The organism is Luteimicrobium subarcticum, assembly GCF_002798015.1.
GTDB lineage: Bacteria > Actinomycetota > Actinomycetes > Actinomycetales > Cellulomonadaceae > Luteimicrobium > Luteimicrobium subarcticum.
This window is the reverse complement of the sequence record NZ_PGTZ01000009.1, coordinates 88,129-110,750: the sequence shown is the minus strand read 5'-3', so window position 1 is coordinate 110,750 and position 22,622 is coordinate 88,129. Positions and strand designations below refer to the sequence as shown.

Here is a 22,622-nt window from a genome sequence, read left to right as displayed (position 1 = left end):
TCCATGACACAGCACAGCACGAGCACACGGCCCGAGGAGCTCCTCGCGCAGATGACGCTCGAGGAGAAGATCGGCCAGGTCGTCGGCTTCTGGGAGAAGGAGGACGGCGAGGCCGTCGCCCCCCTCCAGGGAGCGTTCGCGGAGGTCTCCGGGCTCGATGCGTTCGCGCGGCACGGCCTCGGGCACCTCACACGGCCCTACGGCACCCGACCCGTCGACCCGGACGAGCGCGCCGCCTGGTTGTGGCGCTTCCAGCGCCGCCTCGTCGAGGAGACCCGGCTCGGCATCCCCGCGCTCGTCCACGAGGAGTGCCTCACCGGGCTGTCCGCCTGGAAGGCCGCCACGTTCCCGACGCCGGTCGCGTGGGGTGCGTCGTTCGACCCCGCGCTCGTCGAGGAGATGGGCGCTCTCATCGGCGGGTCGATGCGGGCGCTCGGCATCCACCAGGGGCTCGCGCCCGTGCTCGACGTCGTCCGCGACCCCCGGTGGGGACGGGTCGAGGAGTGCATCGCCGAGGACCCGTACCTCGTGGGCTCCGTCGGGGCGTCGTACGTCCGCGGCCTGCAGTCCGCGGGCGTCCACGCGACGCTCAAGCACTTCGTCGGGTACTCGGCGTCGCAGGCGGGCCGCAACTTCGCTCCCGTGCACGTCGGCCCGCGCGAGCTCGCGGACGTCCTTCTCGTCCCGTTCGAGATGGCGCTGCTCGACGGGGGCGCTCGATCGGTCATGCACGCGTACACCGAGATCGACGGGGTGCCCGTCGCGTCCGACCCGACGCTGCTGACCGGCGTCCTGCGCGAACGGTGGGGGTTCGACGGGACCGTCGTCGCCGACTACTTCGGCGTCGCGTTCCTGCACCTGCTGCACCACGTCGCCGGCGACCTCGGGGAGGCCGCGGGCCTGGCGCTCGCGGCCGGGGTCGACATCGAGCTCCCGACGGGCGACGCGTTCACCGGCCCGCTGGCCCGCGCGATCCGTGACGGACGGGTCGACGAGGCGCTGCTCGACCGCGCCGTCCTGCGGGCGCTGCGGCAGAAGGACGAGCTCGGCCTGCTCGACGCCCGGTTCGACTGCGCCCCGCCCACGAGCGTCGACCTCGACACCCCCGCGCACCGCGACGTCGCACGCCGGCTCGCGGAGGAGTCCGTCGTCCTCGTGAGCAACGACGGGACGCTTCCGCTCGGCGATCGCGGGGAGGTGCCCGGTCGGGTCGCGGTCATCGGGCCCAACGCCGACAGCGTCGATGCGCTCTTCGGGTGCTACTCGTTCGTCAACCACGTGCTCGAGCAGCACCCGGACGTCCCCCGGGGCCTCGTGGCCCCGACGCTGCTCGACGCGCTGCGGGCCGAGCTCGCGGGCTCCGAGGTCGTGGGCGTGCCGGGCTGCGCGGTGGACGACGACGACCGGTCCGGGTTCGCGGGCGCCGTCGCCGCCGCGTCCGGTGCGGACGTCGCGGTGGTGGTCGTCGGCGACAAGGCCGGGCTGTTCGGCCGCGGGACCTCGGGCGAGGGGTGCGACCGCGACGACCTCGAGCTCCCCGGCGTGCAGCGCGAGCTCGTCGAGGCCGTCCTCGGGACCGGGACGCCGGTCGTGCTCGTGCTCGTGACCGGTCGCCCGTACGCGGTCGGGTGGGCGCTCGAACGGTGCGCCGCCGTCGTCCAGGCGTTCTTCCCGGGCGAGGAGGGCGGCGGTGCGGTCGCGGGCGTGCTGTCCGGGCGCGTCAACCCGTCCGGGCACCTGCCCGTGAGCCTGCCCCGGCCCGCGGGCGCCCAGCCGTACTCCTACCTGCACCCGGCGCTCGGCGCGGGCGACGAGGTGTCCAACCTGGCGACGGTGCCCGCGGCACCCTTCGGGCACGGGCTGTCGTACACCACGTTCGCGTACGACGACCTGGTCGTCGTACCCGAGTCCCCCACGGGCTGTCCGCTCGACGTGTCGGTGCGCGTCACCAACACGGGCGACCGGGCGGGCGCGGACGTCGTCCAGCTCTACGGGCACGACGTGGTGGCGTCCGTGACGCGGCCCGTGGCGCAGCTCCTCGGGTTCGCTCGCGTGGACCTCGGCCCCGGCGAGTCGGTCACCGTCACGCTGTCCGTCCCGCCGGCCCGTCTCGCGTTCAGCGACCGGGCGCTCCGGCGCGTCGTCGAGCCCGGTGACCTGGAGCTCTGGTGCGGTTCGAGCGCCGATCGCGTCGTCGAGGCGCGGACGACCCTCGTGGGCGTCGTCCACGCGGTCACCCCTGCCGACCCGCGGTCCACCACCGTGACGCTCGCGGCGCCAGTCCTGGACGACGCCTGAGAGGTTGCGCGCCCCGGGTGCGGACCCCGGGGCACGCTGGCACGCTGGCCGCATGGCTACGACACCCAAGGCGGCTCAGCCGTCCATCGTCCAGCAGCAGGCGGACCTCCTCGCCCGTCTCCCGTTCTCCGACACCCAGGACTTCGAGGACGCGCAGCGCGGCCTCGTCGGTCGCCGCACGCCCAACGCGGTGCGGGACGACGCCGGCCAGGTCGTGTGGGACAACGACACCTACGACTTCCTCGACGGCGATGCGCCGGACACGGTCAACCCGAGCCTGTGGCGTCAGGGCAGGCTCGTGGCCGAGAGCGGCCTGTTCGAGGTCACCGAGGGCATCTACCAGGTGCGCGGGTTCGACCTGTCGAACGTGACCTTCATCGAGGGCGAGACGGGTGTCATCGTGCTCGACCCGCTCCTCACCAAGGAGACCGCGGCCGCCGCGATCGCGCTGTACCGCGAGCACCGGGGCGACCGCCCTGTCACCGGCGTGATCTACACCCACTGCCACGTCGACCACTTCGGCGGCGTCAAGGGGGTCACGACCCAGGAGGACGTCGACGCGGGCCGGGTGCCGATCCTCGCGCCGGCGGACTTCACCGAGCACGCCGTCGCGGAGAACGTGTACGCGGGCACCGCGATGGCGCGCCGTTCGGCCTACATGTACGGCGCGGCCCTGGCTCGCGGCCCGCAGGGGCAGGTGGGTGCCGGCCTCGGGCAGACGACGTCCACGGGTGAGGTCACGCTCATCTCACCGACGGTCGACATCACGACGACGGGACAGGAGGAGGTCGTCGACGGGGTCCGGATCATCTTCCAGATGGCGCCCGGCACCGAGGCGCCCGCCGAGATGCTCGTCTACTTCCCGGACCACAAGGCGCTGTGCGCGGCCGAGGACGCGACGCACACCCTGCACAACATCCTGACGATCCGCGGCGCCGTCGTCCGCGACCCGCACGCCTGGTCGAACTACCTCACCGAGGCGATCGACCTGTTCGGCGACGACACCGACGTCATCTTCGCGTCGCACCACTGGCCCACCTGGGGCCAGGAGCGGGTCGTCGAGTACCTCTCGCTGCAGCGGGACCTGTACGCGTACCTGCACGACCAGACGCTGCGCCTGCTCAACAAGGGGTACACGGGCATCGAGATCGCTGAGGAGATCGTCCTCCCCCCGGCCCTGGAGAACGCCTGGCACGCCCGGGGCTACTACGGGTCCGTGAGCCACAACGTCAAGGCGATCTACCAGCGCTACATGGGCTGGTACGACGGCAACCCGTCGAGCCTGTGGAAGCACACGCCCGCCGAGGCCGGAAAGCGCTACGTCGACCTCGGCGGTGGCGCCGACGCGGTCGTGGAGAAGGCGCGCGCCGCGTTCGACACGGGCGACTTCCGGTGGGTGGCGGAGCTGCTCAACCACGTCGTGTTCGCCGAGCCCGACCACGCCGCCGCCCGCGAGCTCCTCGCGGACACCTACGAGCAGCTCGGGTACGGGGCGGAGAACGGGACCTGGCGCAGCGCGTACCTGTCCGGCGCGACGGAGCTGCGCGACGGCAACTTCGGCACCCCGCTGACCTCGGCGTCGGCCGACGTCATCTCCGCGCTGACGCCGGAGATGTTGTTCGACGCCATCGCCATCCAGGTCAACGGGCCCGAGGCGTTCGACCTGAGCCTGACGATCGACGTCGTGCTCACGGACTCCGACGCGCGGTACCGGCTCCGGCTCAACAACGGCGCCCTGACCTACAGCGCCAAGCCGCAGCAGGGAGACGCGGACGCCACGATCACGACGACGTCTCACGCCCTGCCGGCGCTCGCGCTCGGCAGCCCGACGCCGGAGGCGCTCGCGGAGGCCGGCATCCAGCTCGACGGAGACACGTCCGTCCTCGGCCGGCTGACGGCGGTGCTCGACCCGGGCGACCCGGACTTCTCCATCGTCACCCCGTGACGGCTGTCTGACGTCGGACGTCCCGGCGCCCGCCCGATCCGTCGGGCGGGCGCCGGGGCGCGTCCGGGCTCGCGGTGGGTCAGTCGGCGAGGAGCTCGCGGGCGCGCGGGGCGACCTCGGTCCCGTACAGCTCGATCGACCGCAGGAGCGTGGTGTGCGGGAGCGTGCCTGACGAGTACTTGAGGTCGAAGCGGTCCGCACCGAGCATCCGCACCGTCCGGGCGATCTTCTGGGCGACCGTCTCAGGCGAGCCGACGTACAGCGACCCTTCCGGTCCGGCGTCGTGCTCGAACCGGCCGCGTGAGTAGGGCGGCCAGCCGCGCTCCGCGCCGATGCGGTCGTTCATGGCCCGGAAGTGCTCGTAGACCTCGTCGCGCGCCTGCTCGTCCGTCTCGGCGACGTGCCCGGGGGAGTGGATGCCGACGCGTCCCGGCCCGCCGTCGGCCGCCGCCGGCCAACCGAACTCCGCGAGCGCGCGGTGGTACAGGTCGACGTACGGCGCGAAGCGCGCGGGCTCGCCGCCGATGATCGCCAGCATCATCGGCAGGCCGTACCGGGCGGTCCGCACGACCGACTCGGGCGACCCGCCGACGCCCACCCACGTCGGCAGCGAGCCACCGGCCGTCCGCGGGAAGACGGGCTGGTTCTTGAGAGCCGCACGCTTCGTGCCCATCCACGACACGGGCTTCTCGTGGCGCAGGGCGTCGAACAGCTCGAGCTTCTCCTCGAACAGCACGGCGTAGTCGTCGAGGTCGAACCCGAACAGGGCGAACGACTCGACGAACGAGCCGCGGCCCAGGATCACCTCGGCGCGACCGCCCGACACCCCGTCGAGCGTCGCGAAGCGCTCGTACACGCGCACCGGGTCGTCGGACGACAGGACGGTGACGGCGGAGCCGAGGCGGATGCGGGAGGTGCGCCCGGCGATGGCCGCGAGCACAACGTCGGGGGCAGAGACGGCGAAGTCCTCGCGGTGGTGCTCGCCGACGCCGAAGAAGTCGAGCCCGACGCGGTCGGCGAGGACGCCCTCCTCGACGACGTCCCGCAGCACCTCCGGGTAGGCCTTGGGCGTGCCGTCGTCGGCGTGGGTCACGTCACCGAACGTGTCGAGCCCGAGCTCGAGCCGCCGCGGGCGTTCGCTCACGGACGCGCCGACGACGGCGTCGCCGTGGTCGGCGTGGGCGGCAGGGCTGGGCGGTGGCGTCGACATGGACCCAGGATCCCACCCAGGACGGGGACGACCGGCGGGTCACACCTCGCCGGGGGACTGGCGCAACGCGTCGAGGTGCTGCTGGAGCGACGCGAGCGCGTCACCGACGGTGCCGTCCACCCGCTCCCGGACGTGGCGCACCTGCGCCGACGCGGCGTCCAGCGCCACCTGGGCGTCCGACAGGGCGAGCGCGGTGCGGGCCTGGTCGACCAAGGTGTCGTCGACGTCGGCGAGCGCGGCCTCCGCCGCGGCCGTCGCCGCGCGGGCCGAGTCGACCGCGTCCGCGACCTGCTCGTCCACGCCGTCACCCAGGGCGCTGAGCGAGTCGTCCACGCGGTCGAGGTCGACACCGAGCGCGGTCGTGTGGTCCGTAGCCTCCGAGACGACGGCGTGCAAGGCGGTCCCGCCCCCCAGGAACAGCATCGCGGCGAGCGCGAGCAGCCCCGCCGCGGTGTACCGCGCGGCGTGCGAGGTCGGTGCCTTGTCGTCTCGCCACTCCATCGGGGCCGAGGTCTCCGGCGACATCATGCGGACAGTCTGCCGACCGATCCTGGGAAGTCGCCGGGCGCCAGGTTTCGCGCACGTGGAGGTTCCGTGCAGACCGGAAGTCGTCCGGGCGTCCTCTGCGCATCGCCCGGGCGTACACCGGGCGTCCGGTCGACGACCTCCGGTCGACGACTCCGCACACCGGGGGGTGACTTCGCCATCCGGTCGACCGTCCACCACATCTGTGACGTAGCGTGGTGGGGGTCACACCACCACCTCCGGGTCGGCGGGTGACCGCTGCAGGGACACGTGGTGACGCCGGCGACGGCGGGAGGCGAGGCAAGGCTGTGGGTTGGGCACCAGGGGGCTGGTCCGTGACGACCGAAGGACGGGACGCGTGAAGCGCCGCGCTCCGGGACGTGCCGGCGCGCTCGCAGGTGCGATGACGGCGAGTCTCGCCGTCGCCGCGATGGGCGTCGCGAGCGCACAGCCGCACGACGACCCCGCGCCCGTCGCCGACGACGTCCCCAGCACGGCGGCCGCCTCCGTCGCACCGCGCGCCGCCGACCAGGCAGCCGCTGCGACGCCCGTGGCGCCCGCCACCCCGGAGACCTCCACCACGACCGCCGCCGCGACGCTGGACCGGTCCGACGTCGTGGGCCTGCTCCGCGAGGCGGACGAGTACCTCTCGGCGCACCCCTCGTCGTCGACGTCCGCGCTCGCGCAGGCCGCAGGCGAGACGGGTGCCCTGCTCGCGACGTACGACGCGCAGCAGAGCGCCACGGGCGACACGTCCGCTGACGGTGCGACGACGTCCGCGGACCCGGTGGCCGACGCGGTGCCGACGCCCGCTGCGGTGCCCTCTGCCGCGGTTCCGACGACCGCCGCGACCGCCCCCGCGGCGTCCGCAGCGCCCGAGCCGACCGGCGCACCGGCGGCCGGCACGGCGTCCACCCCGACGGCTGCGCCGACGGCGCCGGCTGACACGGCGGCGCCGACCACGGGGACGACGACAGGCACGGCCGCGCCGACCACGTCGCAGGGTGCGTCGCCCGCCGCGGGCGCGACCGTGAGCGCGTCGCCCGCGATCTCGCCCGCCGTCGCGGACGACGCCCGGGTGTCGTCGGACGTGTGCGTGGCGCCCACCGCCGGGACGCCGACCAGCACCCCGTCCGACCCGACGGCCCCCGCCGTCTCGTCGTGGTCGGCCGCGTCGGCGTTCGTCGGCGCGACCACGCCCGTGGTCGGGGTGGCGGCGCCCGACTCGACCGCCGCGCTGGTCCGGGCACCGGGAAGCCTCACGGCCGCCTGGCAGGCGCAGCCGGGCACCGCCGCCGAGACCGATGTCGCTCTGCCGGACCAGGCGCTGCCGGACCAGGCGCTGCCGGACCAGGCCACCGACAGCGTCGACGGCACGTCGACCGAGGGGACGTCCACTGCCGGCACCACGGCGAAGGACGACCCGTGCGTCGCCACCGAGCCGGCAGCGGAGCCGACCGTCCCGGCGACGACCCCCTCGGCGCCCACGACCGAGCCGACCGAGCCGACCGCGCCGACCACCGAACCCACGGGCGAGCCCACCGGCGAGCCGACGACCCCGGCCACGGAACCCACGGCTGCGGCTGCGACGACCCCCGCGCCGACGCCGACGACGGCACCGACCGAGGCGCCGGCGGGCACGTCGACCGGCTCGACGGGCGTCACGGCGTCGGCGGACCTCCCGGACGGCGGCGTCCCGGCACCCGCCGGCCTGCTCGCACCCGTCGACCCGGACGCGGTCACGACGGTCACCTCCCCCGACGGGCGCACCGACGTCACGTGGGACGAGGTGGCGGCGTCCGCCGTGCGCCTGCAGAAGGTCCTCCAGTCTGCCGAGAAGGCCGACGCGCGGGCGAACACGTCGCTCGCGGACGCGCTCCAGCGGGTGGTCGACAAGTTCGCGTCCTCGACGTCGCACTACGCGAACGGTGAGATCCCCGCTTCTGCCCTGTGCGCGGTCCCGTTCTCCCCGGGACAGGAGCTGCGGTGCGACGCGGAGGAACGTCTCGTCGCTCTCGACGCGGCGTTCGTCAAGAAGTTCGGGCACCACATCCCCATCACGGACTCGTACCGCTCGTTCTCCGAGCAGGTCGCGGTCTACGCGGCGAAGCCGAGGCTCGCCGCGATCCCTGGCACGTCCAACCACGGTTGGGGGCTGGCGCTGGACCTGGGGTCGCCGATCTCGTCGGGTCTGTCGGCGGAGTACTACTGGCTCCGCGCGAACGCGCCGGACTACGGCTGGGACAACCCGACGTGGGCCCGGCTCGACGGGTCGAAGCCCGAGCCGTGGCACTTCGAGTTCTTCGCCGGAGGGATCTCGCCGACGAGCCCGGGGTCCGGGCACTCGGCCGAGTGGTACGCCACGCTGGCCGCGGGTCGCCACGACGGGGACGACGAGGGCGGCGACGCGAAGCCCACCGCCACCCCGAAGCCGACGTCCACGCCGAAGCCGACCGCGTCGCCGCGGCCCGCCGTCACGTCGAGGCCGACGTCCGCCCCGAAGCCGACGTCCACCCCGACGCCCACCCCGAAGCCGACGTCCACCCCGACGCCCACGCCGAAGCCGACGTCCACTCCGACGCCCACGCCGAAGCCGACGTCCACTCCGACGCCCACGCCGAAGCCGACGTCCACCCCGACCCCGACGCCCGGGGCCACGTCGTCTCCTGCGGACGACCCCACGCCGACGCCGGAGCCGACCGCGACGGCAGCGCGGACGCCGAGCGGGTCGCCGACCGGAGAGACGTCCGACACGGCGTCGGCCGCGACGCCCACCGCGTCCTCGGAGTCCGGCAAGGGCGACGAGGGCTGACGCAGGTCGTCCCCGCCCGGTCCGCTCGGCACCCGGTGCGTTGCCGGAGGGCGACGGGCGCGTCCGCGGAGGCCGTCCTAGGGTCGCTGCATGAGCAGCGAGCGTGTCACGGAGGCCCTGGACGGGTTCGGCATCGCCTACACGGTGACGCGGCACGGCCGCGTCGGGTCGCTCGCCGAGGCGGCGGCCGCGCGGGGCGTGGCACCGCACGAGCTCGTGAAGACGATCGTGGTGCGACGCGGGGACGACGACTTCCTGTTCGTCCTCGTCCCGGGCGACCGGACCATCTCGTGGCCACGCCTCCGCGCGCTGCTGGGGGTGTCGCGCATGTCGATGCCGGACGCCGCGGTCGCGAAGGACGTCACGGGCTACGAGCGCGGCACGATCACCCCGTTCGGGTCGGCGCGCGCGTGGCCGGTCGTCGCGGACGAGCGCATCTCCGGGACGATCTCGCTCGGGGGAGGCGACCACGGGGTCGGCGTCACGGTCGACGCGGCGGACGCGCTCCGCGTCCTGGGGGCGACCGTCGCGGACGTCACCGACCCGGAGGCGCCGCGATGAATGTTCGGGGAACGTCGGGCGTCCGGCATGCGGCGGGCGGCGGTCGCGCGGTGCGGCACGGTTAGCGTGTGTCCCGGCGCCCGCACGTCGTACGGCGCGCCGCCGAGCAAGGAGAACCGTGGCCATCCAGACCGACCGTGACCCGTTGCTCGCCGGGGACCGTGCGCCCGCGCCGCGGACGCTGCTCGACGTCCTCGAGGACGTGGCCCGCCGGCACCCGGACGCCCCGGCGCTGGACGACGGCTCGTGGGTGCTGAGCTACCGGGAGCTCCTCACGGAGATCCGGAGCCGTGCCCGCGAGCTCGCCGACCTGGGCCTCGGGTCGGGTGACCGGGTCGGGGTGCGGGCGACGTCGGGCCGCGCGGACCTGTACCTGTCGATCCTCGGCGTCCTCGCGGCGGGCGCCGCCTACGTGCCGGTGGACCGCGACGACCCGGACGAGCGGGCCGACCTGGTCTTCTCCGAGGCGGACGTCGCGGCCGTCATCGAGGACGAGGGGATCGTGGCCGTCGCGACCCGTGCGCCGCGCAGGCCCGCGCGGCCGGGCCCCGACGACGACGCGTGGGTCATCTTCACGTCGGGCTCGACCGGCAAGCCGAAGGGTGTCGCGGTGCGCCACCGCAACGCGGCGGCGTTCGTCGACGCGGAGGCGCGCCTGTTCCTGCAGGCGGCGCCGCTGGGGCCGGGGGACCGGGTGCTCGCGGGGCTGTCGGTCGCGTTCGACGCGTCGTGCGAGGAGATGTGGCTCGCGTGGGGACACGGCGCGTGCCTCGTCCCGGCGCCGCGCTCGCTCGTCCGCGCGGGGCTCGACCTGGGCCCGTGGGTCGCGGCGCAGCGCATCACCGTGGTGTCGACCGTCCCGACGCTGGCGGGTCTCCTGCCGCCCGACACGCTCGACCGCGTGCGGCTCCTGATCTTCGGTGGCGAGGCGTGCCCGCCCGAGCTCGCGGCCCGCCTCGCGGTGCCCGGCCGCGAGGTCTGGAACACGTACGGGCCGACGGAGGCGACCGTCGTCGCCTGCGCGGCGCTGCTGGACGGCGAGGGCCCGGTCCGCATCGGCCTGCCGCTCGACGGGTGGGACCTCGCGGTCGTGGGCCCGGACGGCACCCCGGTGGCGGAGGGCGAGACCGGCGAGCTGTTCATCGGCGGCGTGGGGCTCGCGCGCTACCTCGACCCTGCCAAGGACGCCGAGAAGTACGCCCCCGCCCCGACGCTCGGGTGGGAGCGCGCGTACCGCAGCGGCGACCTCGTCGTCCGCGACCCCGCGGGCCTGCTGTTCGTGGGCCGTGCCGACGACCAGGTCAAGGTGGGCGGCCGCCGCATCGAGCTGGGCGAGATCGACGCGACTCTCCTCGAGCTGCCGGGCGTGGTCGCCGCGGCCGCCGCGGTGCGCCGGAGCGACTCGGGGACGAGCCTCCTCGTCGGGTACGTCGTCCCGGCCGCGGGCGAGGCGTTCGACGCGCGGGCCGCGACCGCGTCGCTGCGACGGACCCTCCCGGCGGCCCTCGTCCCGCTGCTCGCCGTCGTCGACGAGATCCCCACCCGGACGTCCGGGAAGGTCGACCGGGACGGGCTGCCGTGGCCGCTCCCGGCCGCCGCCGTCGGCGCTGCCGCCGCCCGAGACGGTGGGGACGGCGCGGACGCAGCGGCGGAGTCGTGGACGAGCGCGTCGCCCACCGAGGCGCACGTCGCCGACGTGTGGCAGCGCGTGCTCGGCACGGCGCCGACGAGCGCGGACGACGACTTCTTCGAGCTCGGCGGCGGCAGCCTCACGGCCGCGCAGGTCGTGTCCGCGCTGCGGGCGCGCGTCCCGCACCTCACGGTCGCCGACCTGTACGACAACCCGTCCGTGGGGGACCTCGCGATCTGGCTCGACGAGCACGCGCCCGCCGGGTCGCCCGCGGGCGAGGGGGCAGACCCGGGCACCGACCCGGCGCACGGCACGTCGGGCACGGCCGGTCTCGCGGGCGGCACCGGGCGGGCGCCGGTCCGCCCCGTGCCACGGCGCGCGCAGGCGGTCCAGGTGGCCGTCGTCGTCCTCGTGCGGACCCTCGCCGGCCTGCGCTGGCTCACGTGGCTCGCGGCGGTCGACACCGTCCTCGCGGCGACCACGTCGCTCGGCTGGGTGCGCCCGGTGTCGTGGTGGTGGGTCGCCGCGGGCTGGGTCGTCCTGGTCAGCCCGCCCGGCCGGATGCTGCTGTCCGTCGCCGCCGCGCGCCTCCTGCTGCGTGGGGTGCGCGCCGGAGACCACCCGCGCGGCGGCAGCGTCCACCTGCGCATCTGGGCGGTGGAGCAGCTCGTCGGCTCGGCCGGGGCCGTCACGGCGGCGGGCGCCCCGCTCGTCGGCCTGTACGCGCGGCTGCTCGGTGCGAAGGTGGGCCGCGGCGTCGACCTGCACGCCCTGCCGCCCGTGACCGGGCTCCTCACGCTCGGCCGCGGCAGCGCCGTCGAGCCGGAGGTCGACCTGTCGGGCTACTGGGTCGAGGGGGACGTCGTCCACGTCGGGCACGTCCACGTGGGGGCGGGCGCGACCGTCGGGGCCCGGAGCACCCTCCTGCCGGGTGCCCGGGTCGGTGCCGGAGCGGACGTCGCGGCCGGGTCCGCCGTCTGGGGCGAGGTCGGTCCCGACGAGTACTGGGCCGGCTCGCCCGCCGTCCGGGTGCGCGCCGAGACCCACCACCCGTGGCCCGACGAGCGGCCGCCCCGGTCGCGCGGCTGGGCGCTCGCGTACGTGCTCGGGGGGATCGGGCTGAGCCTGCTGCCCGTGGTCTCCGTCGCGGTCGGCCTGCTCGTGCTCGTCGCCGGGGCCGGGTGGCTGGGCGATCTCGACGGCAGCGCGACCACCGGCGCGATCGACTCCGCGGTGCGGCACGAGCTCCTGACCCTGGCCCTCTGGGTGCCCGTGGCCGCGCTCGTCGCGTTCTTCGTGCACGCTGTGCTCGTCTGGGCCCTCGTCCGGACGCTCGGGCTGCTGGTGCACGAGGGGTACCACCCCGCGGAGAGCGCCACCGGCTGGGCGGCGTGGGCGACCGAGCGGCTCATGGACCACGCCCGGACGGTCCTCTTCCCGATCTACTGCAGCGTCGTGACCCCCGTGTGGCTGCGGCTGCTCGGCGCGCGGGTCGGGCGCGACGTCGAGATCTCCACCGTCGTCGGCATCCCCGCGATGATGGACATCGCCCATGGCGCGTTCCTCGCCGACGACACGATGGTCGCCCCGTACGAGCTGGGCGGCGGGTGGGTCCGCGTCGCTCGGGCGCGCGTCGGCAAGCGGGCGTTCCTCGGGAACTCCGGCATCACCGCGCCGGGCCGCTCCGTCCCGAAGAACGGTCTCGTCGCCGTCCTGTCCGCCGCGCCGACCAAGGCCAAGGCGGGCACGTCGTGGCTCGGCAGCCCGCCCACGCGGCTGCGTCGCGTCGTCCAGTCGGACGTCGACGAAGGGCTGACGTTCGCGCCGCCCCGTCGGCTCGTCGTCGCGCGCGGGCTCGTCGAGGCGTGCCGGCTGCTCGCCCCGATCACCGCCGCGTACCTGGCGACCCTCGCGCTGGTCGTCGTGCAGCGCGTCGTGAGCACCGTCGGCTGGGGCTGGGCGGCGCTCACCACCGGCGTCGTGCTGCTCGCCGTGGGCGTCCTCGGTGCCTCCGTCACCGCGCTCGCCAAGTGGGTCCTCGCGGGGCGCGTGGGCGAGCACGACCACCCGCTGTGGAGCGGGTTCGTGTGGCGCGGCGAGCTCGCCGACACGTTCACCGAGACCGTCGCCGCTCCCTGGTTCGCGGACCGTGTGGCCGGCTCGCCCCTCATGTCCGGCTGGCTGCGGCTCATGGGAGCGCGCGTCGGGCGCGGCGTGTGGTGCGAGACGTACTGGCTGCCCGAGGCCGACCTCGTGACCCTCGGTGACGGTGCCACCGTGGGCCGCGGGTGCGTCGTGCAGACCCACCTGTTCCACGACCGTGTCATGAGCCTGTCCCGGGTCGAGCTCGAGCCTGGCGCGACGCTCGGCCCGCACGGTGTCGTCCTGCCCGCCGCCCGGATCGAGCGGGGCGCGAGCGTGGGCCCCGGCTCGCTCGTCATGCGCGGCGAGGTCGTCCCGGCGGGGACGCGCTGGCGCGGCAACCCGATCGCCGCGTGGACGGACGGGCCGGTTCTGCCCCCTCGTCCCTGACGCCCCCCGACCCACGGCCCTGACGGCGTCGGGCCGCACGGTCACGTAGCATCGCCGGATCGTCCCGGCCGGAGAGGAGTGTCCGTGCGCGAGCCCGCGCTCGACCCGTACGTGCCCCACCGCGGGTCGTCCGCGTACACCGTCGACCACTACGACCTCGACCTCGAGTACAAGGTCGCGTCGAACCGTCTCGACGGTGCTGCGACGCTCGAGCTGCGGCTGCTGGAGGACACCGACGTCGTCGAGCTCGACCTCGTGCGCCTGCGCGTGGAGCACGTGACGGTCGAGCGGCAGCGTGCGCCGTACAAGCACTCGGGTGGGCGGGTGCGCGTCCGGCTCGGACGTGTCCGGCGCGCGGGCACCCGCCTCACCCTGGCGGTGCGCTACTCCGGGCGTCCGGCTCCCGCGATGGGCACCTGGGGGGATGTCGGCTGGGAGGAGCTGACCGACGGGTCGCTGTGCGCCAACCAGCCCGACGGCGCGCCCACGTGGTTCCCGTGCAACGACCACCCGTCGCACCGCGCCACCTTCCGGATCACCGTCACGACCGAGGCCGACTACGCGGTCGTCACGAACGGCGAGCTCGAGCACGTGGCGCGCAAGGGCTCGACGCGCGTGTGGCGCTTCGGCCGCACCGACCCCATGTGCACCTACCTGGCAGCGGTCCACGTCGGGCGGTACGAGCCGCTCGTGCTCGCGAGCAGCCGGGTGCCGCAGGTCGCGCACGCGCCGCGCGCGCAGCACCACGCCGTCGCGGCCGACCTCGTCCGGCACGACCAGCTGATGCGGACGTTCGAGGACCTGTTCGGGCCGTACCCGTTCACGTCGTACCGGCTGGTCGTGACGGCCGACCCGCTCGAGATCCCGCTCGAGGCGCAGGGCATGTCCGTGTTCGGTGCGCAGCACCTCGACGGCACCGGGTCGTGGGACCGGCTCGTCGCGCACGAGCTCGCGCACCAGTGGTTCGGCAACAGCGTGTCCGTCGCCCGGTGGTCCGACATCTGGCTCAACGAGGGCTTCGCCTGCTACGCCGAGTGGCTGTGGTCCGAGGCGTCCGGGGGCCCGACGGCCGACCGCCTCGCGCGCGAGGCGCACGCCCGGCTCGCCGCGCTGCCGCAGGACCTCGTCGTGGGCGACCCGGGCCCGGAGAACATGTTCGACGACCGCCTCTACAAGCGCGGCGCCCTGACCCTGCACGCGCTGCGCACCGTGCTCGGCGACGACGCGTTCTTCGACGCCGTGCGCGAGTGGACGCGGAGCCACCGGCACGCGTCCGCGTCGACCGCCGACCTGCGGGCGCTCGTCGGGCACGACGCGCTGCTGGACGCGTGGCTCCTCGACCCGGCCCTGCCGGCGCTGCCCTGACCACCTCGGCCACCAGGTCGGTCGGCTAGCCTGACCCCTGCTCACGCCCCGCTTCGCCCTCGTGACCCGGAGATCCCCGTGCCGAACGTCCGCCGTACCCACCGTGTCGCCCTCCTCGCGCCGGTCGTCGCGCTCGCCGCCGCCTCCGTCCTCGCGGGCTGCGGGTCGTCCGACGACGACGCCCAGGCGGCGCAGCCGGCAGCAGGCAGTCTGACGGCCGCCAACTTCGTGGACCGGGTGACGGCCGCGCAGCAGAAGGTCGAGAGCGAGCGGATGGTCGTGACGGCCACCTCGGGCGGCAACGACATCAGCGTGACCACCGACCTCGTCCGCAAGGGCGACGGCTACGACTTCGCGATGACGCTGAAGTACCCCGAGATGGACGGCTGGGACGTCCGCTACCTCGACAGCACGTACTACATCGACATGGGGTCGCTCAGCAGCGACAAGTTCCTCAAGTACGACCCGAAGGACCCGGGAGCTCTCGGTGAGCTCGGCAGCACCTTCACGTCGCTCGGCAAGCAGGCCGACCCGACCGCCTCGGTCTCCGCGTTCCAGGGCGCGGTGCAGAGCCTCGACGCCCAGGGCGGCCCGGACGCCGACGGCGTCCAGGAGTACGTCCTCGTCGCGGACACGTCGAAGGTCTCGGGCGTGATCGGCGACCAGATCAAGCAGGCTGGCGCGTCCGCGAGCCTCCCGACGACGTTGACGTACCACTTCTGGGTCGACGGCGAGGACCGGGTGCGCAAGACGACGACGGACATCGGGTCGACCACGTCGACGGTCGAGTTCTCGAAGATCGGCGAGAAGGTCACCGTCGAGAAGCCGTCCGACGACGACCTCACCACGGCCGACAAGCTCGGCACCGCGGGCTGACGCGCGACCGTCCGGGGCTGACGCGGGGCCGCGGACGACGACGCACCGGTCCAGCTCGCGGCGCACCGCCGCGGCCTCCGGCGGGGTCATCCACAGCCCGTACGCGGCCTTCACGCGCACCTGACGGACCACGTACGCGCACCGGAAGCCGCGGTTCGGCGGGAGCCACTGCGACGCGTCCGACGCGCTCTTCTCCTGGTTGAGCGGCCCGTCGACGGCCAGCAGGTTCGCGGGGTCGTTGGCGAGGCGCTCCCGGACGTCCGCGGAGAGGTCCTGCGCGCCGGTGCGCCACGCGTCGGCGAGCGCGACGACGTGGTCGATCTGCACCGCGGACGACTCCTTGCCACGGGTGAACGCGATGCGGCCTCCGCCGTACGGGTCGCGCAGCTGCCCTGACTGGACGACGCACCCGTCCCGCGTCACGACGTCGGTCAGGTCGCGGGCGAGGACGTCGTCCCGGGTGTCGCAGCCGTTGCCGTCGACGTCCGCCCACGCCTGGCCGAACCGCTCGCGCGTGTACCCGTCGGACGAGGCGGGCGGGCGCTCGGGAAGGCCCGCGAGCGCGGCCTGTGCCGCCGCGAGGTCGGTCGTCGTGACGGGATAGCGGGCGGCGGACGCCCGGTGCCGGACGCCCGCGACGGTCGAGACGACGGCCACCAGTGCCGCGACGAGGGCCGTCGCGAGCGCGAGCAGCAGGACGCGCCGGACGGCCGCGGACGGCGCGCGGTCGCGTCTCGGGGCGGCGAAGTGGCGGTGCGTGGCACCGGACGGTCGTGGGGACACGGCGCCCAGCGTCGGGGGTCGTGGGGACGAGGCGCCACCGTGCGCCCGCGCCCGGGGACGGACGTCGTCGACGACGGTCGGTGCACGACCGTGAACCGTTACGCCGGGGGTCGGGTACCGATCTTTAGGCATCGGCGCAGGTCAAGGCACGGTCACCACCCGACCAGCGCCGGGGCGAGGCTTGGGGATCCGCGGCACGTCGGGCACGATGGGCCGGGTGATCGAAGAGCACCTGCCGGGAGGGAACACCACGTCCGTGGTGCGGATCGGCGACACGGTGCGCCGCGCGGCGGGTCCATGGACCACGACCGTGCAGGGGTACCTGCGGCATCTCCGCGCGCACGGGGTCGTCGGGATCCCGGAGCCGTTCGGCGTCGACGACCGCGGCCGCGAGATCGTGTCCTACCTGGACGGCGACGTCCCGCACGACACGGCCGCCCCCGGCGCGGCGTGGCTGTGGTCCGACGGCGTGCTGGTCGAGGCGGGACGCTTCCTGCGGCGGCTGCACGACGCGAGCGTCGGATTCGAGCCGCGGCGCCCTGCCTGGCGGATGCCGGCGCACGAGCCCGCCGAGGTGATCTGCCACAACGACGTCGCGCCCTACAACATGGTGTTCCGCGACGGTCGGCTCGTGGGTCTCATCGACTTCGACACCTGCTCGCCCGGGCCGCGCGTGTGGGACCTGGCGTACCTCGCGTACCGGCTGGCGCCGTTCATCGGCGAGGACGCGCCCGACCTGTCGCTCGACGACCGGCTGCGCCGTCTCGACGTGCTCGTCGCGGCGTACGACATGCCGTTCGAGCGGACCGACGTGCTGGAGGCGATGACCGCACGGCTCGACGAGCTCGCCACGTTCACCGAGCAGCGCGCCACCGACACGGGCCGGGACGAGTTCTTGGCCCACGTCGCGCTCTACCGCGCCGACCGTGAGCGCATCGCGGCCCTGCTCACCGCCTGACGCTCGCTGCCTGACGCTCGCCACCGCCGACTTTCACCCGGTGACCAGCGTCTTCACCCGGTGACCGGCGTCACAGGACGCCGCCACGTCCGTCTCCTCCTGTGACGGCGCCCGCGAAAGGCGCCGTCGACAACGTCCGGAGGAGAGCACCCGTGAGCGCAGCGACCCTGGCCCGTCCGCCCCGCACCGTCCCCGAGCTCGGCACCGCGATCCGCGCGGTGCTGCCCGGGCTGCCGTCGTCCTGGGGGCGCGACGCGACCGTGGCCGCGCCCGCCCCGGTCGCCGCGCCCGCCCCGCGCCCCGTCGCGCCGCTGCCTGCCGCGCTCGAGCGTGAGCTGCGCCGCATGACCGTGATCGCGCAGCTCGAGGCGACGCGGCGTGCCCGCCGGCCGGTGCGGCACGTCGTGGTGGCTCCCGTCCTGCGTCCCGCGACGCCGCCCGCGCCCGCCGCCTGAGCCTGACGCCCGCACCCGTCGCTTCTGCTGTCAGGCGGACCGTCAGCTCACGTACTGCTCGACCGCGCCGACGAGCGCGGCGAGACCCTGCTTCGCGTCGGTGAAGAACATGCCGGTCTTCTCGTCGGTGTAGAGCTCGTTCTCGATGCCGGCGTACCCGTGCCCCATCGAGCGCTTGATGACGACGACCGAGCGGGCGTGGTCGACGTCGAGGATCGGCATCCCGGAGATCGCGGTGCCGGGCCGGCGTGCCGCGGGGTTGGTGACGTCGTTCGCGCCGACCACGAGGGCGACGTCGCACGTGTCGAGCTCGGTGTTCGCAGCGTCCAGCTCGAGCATCTGCTCGTACGGCACGTTCGCCTCGGCGAGCAGCACGTTCATGTGGCCGGGCATGCGTCCCGCGACCGGGTGGATGGCGTACCCGACCCGCACGCCGTGGTCCGCGAGCACGGCGGCAAGCGCCGCGAGCTCGTGCTGGGCCTGCGCGGCGGCGAGCCCGTACCCGGGGACGAGCACGACGGACGACGCGTAGGCGAGCTGGATCGCGACGTCGTCCGCGTCGATGCTGCGGACGGTCCCGTCGCCACCCGGGCCACCCGGCCCCGCTCCGCCCGGGCCGGCGTCGCCCGTCCCGAACCCGCCGACGAGGATCGACACGATGGACCGGTTCATGGCGTCGGCCATGAGCTTGGTGAGGATCGAGCCGGACGCCCCGACGAGCGCGCCGGCGACGATCATCACCTGGTTGTCGACGACGAACCCGGCCATCGCGACAGCCAGCCCGGTGAAGGCGTTGAGCAGCGAGATGACGACGGGCATGTCGGCGCCGCCGATCGGCAGCACCATGAGGACGCCGAAGACGAGCGCGGCGACGAGCAGCACCCACAGCGCCCACACGGCACCGCTCGCGACGGTCACGACGGCGCACCCCGTGGCCACGACGGCCGCGGCGACGAGCGCGACCCGCGCGCCACGGAAGACGATGGGCGCCCCGCGCACGATCCCCTGGAGCTTGCCGGCCGCGACGAGCGACCCGGAGAACGTCACCGACCCGATGAGGACGTCCAGCGCGACGGGCACCCCGAACGCGAGCGCCGGGCCGCTGCCGGTCCCCTCGGACGCGAACCGGAGGAAGTCGGCGAGCGCGACGGCGGTCGCGGCGCCGCCACCGACCGCGTTGAACAGGGACACGAGCTGCGGCATCGCGGTCATCTTCACGCGCCGGGCCGAGTACCACCCGTACCCGCCGCCCACGACGATCCCGCCGACGAGCGCGACCGCGGCCCACCACCCGCCGTGCCACCCCACGGCGGGCGCGTCCCCGTCGTCGACGAGCAGCAGGACGGTCGCGAGGACGGCCGCGGCCATGCCACCCGCGGACAGCAGGTTGCCGCGCCGGGCCGTGCCGGGGGAGCGCATGAGGTGCAGGCCCAGGACGAAGCACACGGCCGCGGCGAGGTAGACGAGCCACGTGGTCGTCGCGACGGCGCTCACCGGTGGTCCTCCGGCGCGTCGGGCGCCCGTGCGGCGGTGCGGTCAGGCGGCTCTGGCCGCCGCCGGAACATCCCCAGCATGCGGTCCGTCACGACGTACCCGCCCACGACGTTCATCGACGCGAACGCGGCGGCGAGGAACGTCAAGACGTACCCGACGGGCGAGTCGGCCAGGCCCCCGACCAGCAGCGCGCCGACGAGCACGACGCCGTGGATCGAGTTGGCCCCCGACATCATGGGCGTGTGCAGGGTCGTGGGGATCTTCGAGATGACCTCGAAGCCGACCAGCAGGGCCAGCACGAAGATGCTGATCGACGACGCGAGCTCGGGGGTCATCGGGCGTCCTCCGCGGTGGGTTCGGTCAGGGGCGGCACGGCGAGCGCGGCGTGCACCCCGTCGTCCGGGTCGAGCACCACGCGGCCGTCGTGCACCAGGGTGCGCAGCAGGGCGGCGACGTTGCGTGCGTAGGCCGTCGAGGCGGCCGCGGCCATGTCGTCGGCGAGCGAGCCCGCGCCGATCAGGGTCACCCCGCCGTCGGTGACGACGGTCTCGTCGGGACGCGACCCCTCGACGTTGCCGCCGAGGTCGGACGCGGCCAGGTCGATCACGACGCTCCCGCGCCGCATCGCCGCGACGGTGGCCGCGGTGACGAGCACCGGGGGCCGGCGGCCAGGGACCTGGGCCGTCGTGATCACGACGTCGAACCGGGCGACGTGCCCGGCCAGCTCGGCCTGCTGCGCGTCCCGTTCGGCGGCGGTGAGCTCGCGCGCGTACCCGCCCTCGCTCGCGACCTGCGGGCCGGCCGACAGCTCGAGGAACGTCGCGCCGAGCGACCGGACCTCGTCGGCCGACGTCGGCCGGATGTCGTACCCGGTGACCTGTGCGCCCAGACGACGCGCCGTCCCGATGGCCTGCAGGCCCGCGACGCCGGTGCCGAGGACGATCACCTGCGCGGGCTTCGCCGTCCCGGCGGCCGTGATCATCATCGGGAAGAAGCGCGCGAACGTCGCCGCCGCGAGCACCGCGGCCCGGTAGCCCGCCACCGACGCCTGCGACGTCAGCGCGTCCATCGTCTGCGCCCGGGACAGGGTGCGGGGGAGCCGGGCGAGGTCCAGGGCCGTCACGTCCCGGGCCGCGAGGGCCTCGGCGCTCGCGGGCGCGGTGGCGAGCCCGAGCAGCCCGACGACCACGGCCCCGGGCCGTAGCGCCGCCACCACCTCGGGGTCCGGCGGCCGGACGAGCGCGACGACGTCGGAACCCAGCGCGGTGGACCGGTCGACGAGCGCTGCCCCGGCCTTCTCGTAGGCGGCGTCGTCGGCGTCGGCACCCGCGCCCGCGCCGCGCTCGACGCGGACCTCCCAGCCCTCGGCGACGAGGCGGGCGACGACGTCCGGCACGAGCGCCACACGGCGTCCGGCCTCCGCGACCGTCCCCACAGAGGGCCCGTCCGCCGGACCATCCACCGGACCCTGCGTCATCGCGCCTCCCGAACCTGGACATCTCTGCCCTTCTGCCCCGACCTCTGCCCATCGTGGCAGCGATCTCCCAGGAGCGCGCTCAGGACGGGCGCGGTGTGACGGACGGAGCAGGCGCAGCGCCCGACGCCAGCGCGCGGGCCCGGAGCAGCAGCGCGTCCACACCGTCCGGGGTGAGACGCCCGGTGAACGTGTTGTGCGGGCTCGGGTGGTAGCAGCCCAGCAGGACGAGCGACCCGATCGTCACCTCGGCGCCGTGCGCGAACCGCGGCCGGGGTCGCGGCACGTCCCACCCGGCCCCCGTCAGGACGTCGAGCACCGCACCCCACCCGAACGCGCCGAGCGTCACGACGACGCGCGGCCGCACGAGCTCGAGCTCCCGCGCCAGGTACGGCGCGCACGTGACGCGCTCCGCGGGCGTCGGCTTGTTCTCGGGCGGCACGCAGTGCACGGGTGCCGCCATCCGCAGACCCGTGAGGACGAGGCCGTCGTCGCGCGCGACCGACGTCCCCTGGTTCGCGAACCCGGTCCGGTGCAGCGCCGCGACGAGGAAGTCCCCGGACCGGTCGCCCGTGAACATCCGGCCGGTCCGGTTGCCGCCGTGCGCAGCGGGCGCGAGCCCGACGAGCAGCACCCGCGCGTCGGGGTCCCCGAAGCTCGGCACGGGTCGCGCCCAGTACTCCTCGTCCGCGAACGCGGCGCGCCGCTCGCGCCCGACCTGCTCGCGCCACGCGACGAGCCGCGGGCACGCCCGGCACGTGACGACGGCGTGGCCGAGCGCGTCGAGGTCGTCCGCGCCGGCTGCGGCGGCGACCACCGCGGCTGCGTCGTCGGCGGCGTCGGTCGGGTCGGGCACGTCCCCATCGTGTCCCCGGCGGACGTCCAGGGCGACCGCGTACGGTACGGGCGTGCGCCTCGCCCGGAACCTCGTGGTCCTCGTCGTCGTCCTCGCCGTGGTGGCGGTCGCGGCGGTCGTCGTCGACCGTGTCGCCGCGCACGCCACCGAGTCCCGGCTCGAGAAGCAGGTGGCCGAGCAGGCGCACGGGACGGGCGTCGACGTCACGGTCGGCGGGTTCCCGTACCTGACCCAGCTGGCGCGCGGCACGCTCGACGAGGTCACCCTCGACGCCGCGTCGGCGCAGTTCGGCGGGGTCGGGGTGCGTGACGTGCACGCGGTGGGCCACGACGTCGCGACGACGTCCCCGAACGTCGTCCAGGACGCCACGGTGGACGTCCTCGTCCCGCTCGCGACGCTGCAGGAGCAGGTCGACCAGAAGGTCTCCACGCCGGTGACGTTGAGCGCCGAGGACGACGGGCTGGCCGCGCACGTCACGGTGCTCGGGGTCGACGCGGCGGTGATCGTCGAGCCGAAGGTCTCGGGCGACCGACTGACGGTCGACATCACCGGGCTGAAGGTCGGGGGTCTGAACGTCGGCACCTCACGGCTGCCGTCCGTGGTGCGTGACCAGGTGTCGGGCATCTCCGTGCCCCTCGACCTGCCCGACGGCGTGCGGCTCACCGGTGCGACCGTCGTCACGGGCGACGACGGCGGCGTGCGGGTCTCCGCGGCCGCGCAGGACGTCCCCCTGGCGGACCTCGCGACGTCCTGACTCGCGGACCGGTGCGGGACGGCCGGATACCGCCGCGTAACATCAGCGCGGTAACTTGCCGCAACCACTGCCCCCTCCGCGGTGGACGGACCTC

Annotated in this window: 16 protein-coding genes and 1 pseudogene; 10 read left to right on the top strand and 7 right to left on the bottom strand. The window is 74.8% G+C overall.

Features of this window, described 5'->3' with window-relative positions:
• The first annotated feature begins 3 nt into the window (after nt 1–3).
• Together CLV34_RS11155 and CLV34_RS11150 are read left to right on the top strand one after the other, a co-directional pair.
• A complete protein-coding gene (locus CLV34_RS11155) occupies nt 4–2,298 on the top strand; it encodes a beta-xylosidase/alpha-l-arabinosidase (protein WP_100350390.1) in 2,295 nt (764 codons plus the stop codon).
• A 52-nt stretch (nt 2,299–2,350) separates the two neighbouring features.
• On the top strand, nt 2,351–4,243 hold the full coding sequence (locus CLV34_RS11150; protein ID WP_100350389.1) for an alkyl/aryl-sulfatase: 1,893 nt from the start codon (nt 2,351–2,353) through the stop codon (nt 4,241–4,243).
• Between the two features lie 79 nt (nt 4,244–4,322).
• Here the strand turns inward: CLV34_RS11150 and CLV34_RS11145 are convergent, their stop codons facing one another.
• Nucleotides 4,323–5,453, bottom strand: a complete 1,131-nt coding sequence (locus tag CLV34_RS11145; RefSeq protein WP_100350388.1) for an LLM class flavin-dependent oxidoreductase — start codon at nt 5,451–5,453, stop codon at nt 4,323–4,325.
• A 39-nt stretch (nt 5,454–5,492) separates the two neighbouring features.
• Nucleotides 5,493–5,981 carry a hypothetical protein gene (locus CLV34_RS11140; RefSeq protein ID WP_100350387.1) on the bottom strand — a complete coding sequence of 163 codons (489 nt, stop codon included), beginning with the start codon at nt 5,979–5,981 and terminating at the stop codon, nt 5,493–5,495.
• Nucleotides 5,982–6,381: 400 nt separating this feature from the next.
• Between CLV34_RS11140 and CLV34_RS11135 the strand changes: the two genes are divergently transcribed.
• The 5 genes from CLV34_RS11135 to CLV34_RS11115 all read left to right on the top strand — a co-directional run bounded on the left by CLV34_RS11135 (nt 6,382) and on the right by CLV34_RS11115 (nt 15,754).
• Nucleotides 6,382–8,790, top strand: coding sequence for a M15 family metallopeptidase (locus CLV34_RS11135; RefSeq protein ID WP_157803814.1), 2,409 nt, complete (start codon nt 6,382–6,384; stop codon nt 8,788–8,790).
• 90 nt (nt 8,791–8,880) lie between these two features.
• On the top strand, nt 8,881–9,351 hold the full coding sequence (locus CLV34_RS11130; protein ID WP_100350385.1) for an aminoacyl-tRNA deacylase: 471 nt from the start codon (nt 8,881–8,883) through the stop codon (nt 9,349–9,351).
• 118 nt (nt 9,352–9,469) lie between these two features.
• A complete protein-coding gene (locus CLV34_RS11125; protein WP_100350384.1) occupies nt 9,470–13,513 on the top strand; it encodes a Pls/PosA family non-ribosomal peptide synthetase in 4,044 nt (1,347 codons plus the stop codon).
• 84 nt (nt 13,514–13,597) lie between these two features.
• Entirely contained in the window at nt 13,598–14,878 is a 1,281-nt protein-coding gene (locus tag CLV34_RS11120) for a M1 family metallopeptidase (protein WP_211289425.1), read from the top strand.
• Between the two features lie 78 nt (nt 14,879–14,956).
• Nucleotides 14,957–15,754 carry an SCO4651 family lipoprotein gene (locus CLV34_RS11115; protein ID WP_100350382.1) on the top strand — a complete coding sequence of 266 codons (798 nt, stop codon included), beginning with the start codon at nt 14,957–14,959 and terminating at the stop codon, nt 15,752–15,754.
• Nucleotides 15,755–15,901: 147 nt separating this feature from the next.
• Here CLV34_RS11115 and CLV34_RS17275 read toward each other — a convergent pair.
• Nucleotides 15,902–16,669, bottom strand: a pseudogene (locus tag CLV34_RS17275) (HNH endonuclease family protein); the annotation flags it as partial.
• Nucleotides 16,670–16,754: 85 nt separating this feature from the next.
• On the opposite strand from CLV34_RS17275, the gene CLV34_RS11105 reads away from it, so the two are divergent.
• Together CLV34_RS11105 and CLV34_RS11100 are read left to right on the top strand one after the other, a co-directional pair.
• A complete protein-coding gene (locus tag CLV34_RS11105) occupies nt 16,755–17,495 on the top strand; it encodes a phosphotransferase enzyme family protein (protein WP_100350561.1) in 741 nt (246 codons plus the stop codon).
• 152 nt (nt 17,496–17,647) lie between these two features.
• Nucleotides 17,648–17,950 (top strand): hypothetical protein, encoded by a 303-nt coding sequence (locus tag CLV34_RS11100; RefSeq protein WP_100350381.1) that lies wholly within the window; start codon nt 17,648–17,650, stop codon nt 17,948–17,950.
• 42 nt (nt 17,951–17,992) lie between these two features.
• Here the strand turns inward: CLV34_RS11100 and CLV34_RS11095 are convergent, their stop codons facing one another.
• The 4 genes from CLV34_RS11095 to CLV34_RS11080 form a co-directional block, all read right to left on the bottom strand.
• Entirely contained in the window at nt 17,993–19,444 is a 1,452-nt protein-coding gene (locus CLV34_RS11095) for an NAD(P)(+) transhydrogenase (Re/Si-specific) subunit beta (protein ID WP_100350380.1), read from the bottom strand.
• Entirely contained in the window at nt 19,441–19,779 is a 339-nt protein-coding gene (locus tag CLV34_RS11090; protein ID WP_100350379.1) for an NAD(P) transhydrogenase subunit alpha part 2, read from the bottom strand. Before CLV34_RS11090 ends, CLV34_RS11095 begins: the two co-directional genes overlap by 4 nt.
• Nucleotides 19,776–20,879, bottom strand: a complete 1,104-nt coding sequence (locus tag CLV34_RS11085; RefSeq protein WP_211289424.1) for a Rossmann-fold NAD(P)-binding domain-containing protein — start codon at nt 20,877–20,879, stop codon at nt 19,776–19,778. Before CLV34_RS11085 ends, CLV34_RS11090 begins: the two co-directional genes overlap by 4 nt.
• A 121-nt stretch (nt 20,880–21,000) precedes the next feature.
• Entirely contained in the window at nt 21,001–21,774 is a 774-nt protein-coding gene (locus tag CLV34_RS11080) for a uracil-DNA glycosylase (protein ID WP_100350377.1), read from the bottom strand.
• 52 nt (nt 21,775–21,826) lie between these two features.
• On the opposite strand from CLV34_RS11080, the gene CLV34_RS11075 reads away from it, so the two are divergent.
• Complete coding sequence (locus tag CLV34_RS11075; RefSeq protein ID WP_100350376.1) at nt 21,827–22,528, top strand: LmeA family phospholipid-binding protein; 702 nt, start codon at nt 21,827–21,829, stop codon at nt 22,526–22,528.
• Nucleotides 22,529–22,622 lie beyond the last annotated feature (94 nt).

Bases quoted from the DNA above. Each gene is read 5' to 3' on its own strand.
- CLV34_RS11155 (WP_100350390.1), top strand. From the start codon at position 4: ATGACACAGCACAGCACGAGCACACGGCCCGAGGAGCTCCTCGCGCAG.
- CLV34_RS11150 (WP_100350389.1), top strand. From the start codon at position 2,351: ATGGCTACGACACCCAAGGCGGCTCAGCCGTCCATCGTCCAGCAGCAG.
- CLV34_RS11145 (WP_100350388.1), bottom strand. From the start codon at position 5,453: ATGTCGACGCCACCGCCCAGCCCTGCCGCCCACGCCGACCACGGCGAC.
- CLV34_RS11140 (WP_100350387.1), bottom strand. From the start codon at position 5,981: ATGATGTCGCCGGAGACCTCGGCCCCGATGGAGTGGCGAGACGACAAG.
- CLV34_RS11135 (WP_157803814.1), top strand. From the start codon at position 6,382: ATGACGGCGAGTCTCGCCGTCGCCGCGATGGGCGTCGCGAGCGCACAG.
- CLV34_RS11130 (WP_100350385.1), top strand. From the start codon at position 8,881: ATGAGCAGCGAGCGTGTCACGGAGGCCCTGGACGGGTTCGGCATCGCC.
- CLV34_RS11090 (WP_100350379.1), bottom strand. From the start codon at position 19,779: ATGACCCCCGAGCTCGCGTCGTCGATCAGCATCTTCGTGCTGGCCCTG.